Consider the following 3,189-nt stretch of genomic DNA (forward strand, 5'->3'; position numbering starts at 1 on the left):
GATCAATGGCGTCGCCACCGGCCTGCGTTCCGCCGGCAAGATAGGCACGCCGCTCGGCCTCGTCGTCGGCGGCGACGTCACTGACGATGGCGGCGGCCAGATCACGCAGCCGAGCGAGGGCACCCAACTGCTCCAGTTCAGCCAGCGCTACAGCCAGGGCGTCGGCCCGGATCGCGTGCACATGCCGGTTTATATCGGGCTCGGCAACCATGATCTCGACCAGAACGGGCCGCGGCACCATGTCGACTGGTACCGGCGCGAACTGCGCGACTATGTCGAGGTCAACCATCGCGCCGGCGTGTTCTTCAAGCCGCCGGTGCCGGCCACCGACTATGATGTCGACACCGACTGCTACTCCTGGGACTGGGGCGGCCTGCATCTGATCCAGACGCATCGTTTCGCCGGCGATACCGGCCACGGCGCCGAGAGCAGCCTGCCATGGCTGAAGCAGGACCTGGCGACCTATGCGGCGGACGGCCGTCCGGTCGTCCTGTTCCAGCATTATGGCTGGGACACTTTTTCGGTGGAACGCTGGGATGCCGCCAAGAGCCACTTCGATGATGACGGCACCGGTGCGCCGCATTGGTGGAGCGAGGCCGACCGGCAGGCGTTGCTGGCGGCGCTGAAGGGCTACAATGTCGTCGGCATTTTCCACGGCCACCAGCACGAAACGCCGCTGATCTATCGCAGGGACGGGATCGACCTGTTCAAGCCGAAGGCTGCCTATATGGGCGGTTTCGCGCTGGCCAGGGTGACCAGCGACGGCATGGACGTGGTGCTGGGCGAGGCGACCGGCGATCATGGCGAGGTTGCCTTCACCAATGCTTTCAGCAAGGGCTGGAGCACATGAAAAAGGCGGCCTTCGCGGCCGCCTTTCCCTCGATAAAGCGCGTTTCTCGATGTCGGATCAGAGCGCCTTCTTGACCTTGTCCTTGACGTCGCCATAGGCCTTCTGCACCTTGCCGGCGATCCAGTCGCCCGTGCCTTCGGCCTGGGTCTGCCTGTTGCCGGTCGCCTTGCCAGCGGCTTCCTTGACCGAGCCTTTGACCTGCTTGGCCACGCCCGCAACCTGATCCTTGTTCACCATTTTTGCGCATCTCCCGGGTTGTGAATTCGGAGGAATTCATTTGCGGGTAGCCAACGAGCCGGCGTCGGTTAGGTTCCAGGCGTCGCCCGGACGGCAGATCAGGTCGCGCGGCCGCCGCCCGGGGCAAGGTCGGTGGGCTAGGCTGTGAACACGCGTTGGCAATGGGATTTTCGAGGCCAGGCGCGCGGGGAGAAAAATGGCAGAATTTACGCTCTATATCGGCAACAAGTGTTTCTCCTCATGGTCGCTGCGGCCATGGCTGGCGATGAGGCATCTGGAGATCCCGTTCGAGGAAGGTTTCGTGCGGCTGCGCACGCCTGAAACCTTTGCCAATCTGGCGAAAGTGTCGCCGACAGGTCAGGTGCCGGTGCTGAATCACAACGGCAAGATCGTCTGGGAAACCCTTGCCATCCTTGAATATCTCGCCGACCTGTTTCCCGAAAAAAAGCTCTGGCCGGCCGATATCGACGCCCGTGCGCTGGCGCGTTCGGCTGCGACCGAGATGCATTCCGGCTTTCGCGAGGTTCGCTATGGCTGGCCGATGAATTTGCGTCGGCCCAAGGCCCACAAGCCGCTCGACGCCGAGGGCGAGGCGCAACGCGCCCGCATCGAGGCGCTGTGGCGCCAGTGCCGGGAAAAATACGGCAAGGGCGGCCCGTTCCTGTTCGGCCACTTCACCGCGGCCGATGCCATGTATGCGCCTGTCGTCACCCGTTTCGACACCTATGGCGGCACGCTGGCGCCGGATACGCGCGCCTATGTCGACGCCGTGCTGGCAACGCCGGCGATGCGCCACTGGTATGCCGAGGCGGCCAGGGAGACGTGGCCGGAACCCGGTCCGGACGAATAGGATCCAAACGAAAACGCCCCTCGCACCTTTTTCGTGCGGGGGGCGTCTTTGCCATCAACTGTTATTCGATTGCTCTCATGAACTGCTGATGACACCGAATAAATGCGCGTCTGCGCAGATGGTTCCTGGATGCCGGAAAACTTTTCTCAAGTTGGCGCAAGCGCGCTGTTTGGCGTCCGATCTGCCGTCGTGCCAGGTGTTTTGGCCAGGTGGTTTGGGAGAATTCCGCAGCTGTGGCTTGATGCAAATTTGACAGCGCCCCAAAAGAAGCCTATAAGCAAATCGTCGATATTTGTTTGACTGACTTTTGTTATCCGCGCTTTCGAGCGCGCCTTTGACGAACTTCCCACATCAAAAATCGGGACAAACGACGTTGTGCATCCGCATGGCGTCGAACGAATATTTGCCATGGAAGGGTTCGTCATGAGCACCGGCACAGTTAAATGGTTCAACGCCACCAAAGGTTTTGGTTTTATTCAGCCTGACGACGGCTCGGCCGACGTTTTTGTCCACATCTCGGCCGTAGAGCGCGCCGGCATGCGCGACATCGTCGAGGGCCAGAAGCTCGGCTACGAGATGGTCCGCGACAACAAGTCGGGCAAGATGTCCGCCGACCAGTTGAAGGCGGCCTGAAAAAAGAATTCAGCTCTCCCGGTGACCACGGATGTACTGGCACCGGTGAGTGGCGAATTCGGGCGCATGGCCGCGGAGACCTGAGTTTCCACGGCATATCATGCGCATGAGAGGGGCGTTTCGTGCATCCCGGTGCATCCTTTTTGGATGGTCATCTGGTTGCGCGGCGCCTTACGGAAGGTCAGGCGGTGCCTGGCCTTTTTCATTTTGCGGGCCTCGCCGCCGAAAGTGCGCTGCGCGCCAGCCTGGACGTGCTAAGGGACGCTCCAGCAATTTGAATTCGCCGCGCGTATTGCTTTGTGCGTGATCCTGACCGAAGACCCGGTCTCGCTCCATCGGCACAGGCTCCTGACAGGAGAAAGATTTGACCACCAGTTCAAAGACAACCGTCGATCAGGCCGTGTCCCTGTTCAGCAAGACGCAGACCCAGTCGATGTCGCTCAACCGCATCAATTCCGAGCGCGACGCCGTCAGCGAGGCACGTGAAGCCAAGACCGCGCGTCTGCGCGAATTGCGGCTGGAGAAGGAGGCCGACGAGATGGCCGCCGCCGCCGCGCTAGCCGCTTTGCCGAAGCGGGCCGGAAGACGCTGATGGCCACCAAACGCGTACCGCCAACAC

At 61.6% G+C, this 3,189-nt stretch carries 5 protein-coding genes; 4 read left to right on the top strand and 1 reads right to left on the bottom strand.

Features of this window, described 5'->3' with window-relative positions:
• A partial coding sequence (locus EOD15_RS31485) for a metallophosphoesterase (RefSeq protein WP_127409171.1) occupies positions 1-850 on the top strand: 850 nt, incomplete at its 5' end.
• A 57-nt stretch (positions 851-907) separates the two neighbouring features.
• On the opposite strand, the gene EOD15_RS31490 is transcribed toward EOD15_RS31485, so the two are convergent.
• Entirely contained in the window at positions 908-1,087 is a 180-nt protein-coding gene (locus EOD15_RS31490; protein ID WP_127319510.1) for a CsbD family protein, read from the bottom strand.
• 196 nt (positions 1,088-1,283) lie between these two features.
• On the opposite strand from EOD15_RS31490, the gene EOD15_RS31495 reads away from it, so the two are divergent.
• The 3 genes from EOD15_RS31495 to EOD15_RS31505 all read left to right on the top strand — a co-directional run bounded on the left by EOD15_RS31495 (position 1,284) and on the right by EOD15_RS31505 (position 3,162).
• Positions 1,284-1,937: a glutathione S-transferase family protein gene (locus EOD15_RS31495; protein ID WP_127319512.1), complete on the top strand. Its 654-nt coding sequence runs from the start codon at positions 1,284-1,286 to the stop codon at positions 1,935-1,937.
• Between the two features lie 423 nt (positions 1,938-2,360).
• Positions 2,361-2,570 carry a cold-shock protein gene (locus tag EOD15_RS31500; RefSeq protein WP_010915421.1) on the top strand — a complete coding sequence of 70 codons (210 nt, stop codon included), beginning with the start codon at positions 2,361-2,363 and terminating at the stop codon, positions 2,568-2,570.
• A gap of 364 nt (positions 2,571-2,934) precedes the next feature.
• Positions 2,935-3,162: a hypothetical protein gene (locus tag EOD15_RS31505; protein ID WP_013532399.1), complete on the top strand. Its 228-nt coding sequence runs from the start codon at positions 2,935-2,937 to the stop codon at positions 3,160-3,162.
• The last annotated feature ends 27 nt before the right edge of the window (positions 3,163-3,189 follow it).

The sequence above is a fragment of the Mesorhizobium sp. M7A.T.Ca.US.000.02.2.1 genome (assembly GCF_003996995.1).
In the GTDB taxonomy this organism is placed as follows: domain Bacteria; phylum Pseudomonadota; class Alphaproteobacteria; order Rhizobiales; family Rhizobiaceae; genus Mesorhizobium.

Bases quoted from the DNA above. Each gene is read 5' to 3' on its own strand.
- EOD15_RS31490 (WP_127319510.1), bottom strand. From the start codon at position 1,087: ATGGTGAACAAGGATCAGGTTGCGGGCGTGGCCAAGCAGGTCAAAGGC.
- EOD15_RS31495 (WP_127319512.1), top strand. From the start codon at position 1,284: ATGGCAGAATTTACGCTCTATATCGGCAACAAGTGTTTCTCCTCATGG.
- EOD15_RS31500 (WP_010915421.1), top strand. From the start codon at position 2,361: ATGAGCACCGGCACAGTTAAATGGTTCAACGCCACCAAAGGTTTTGGT.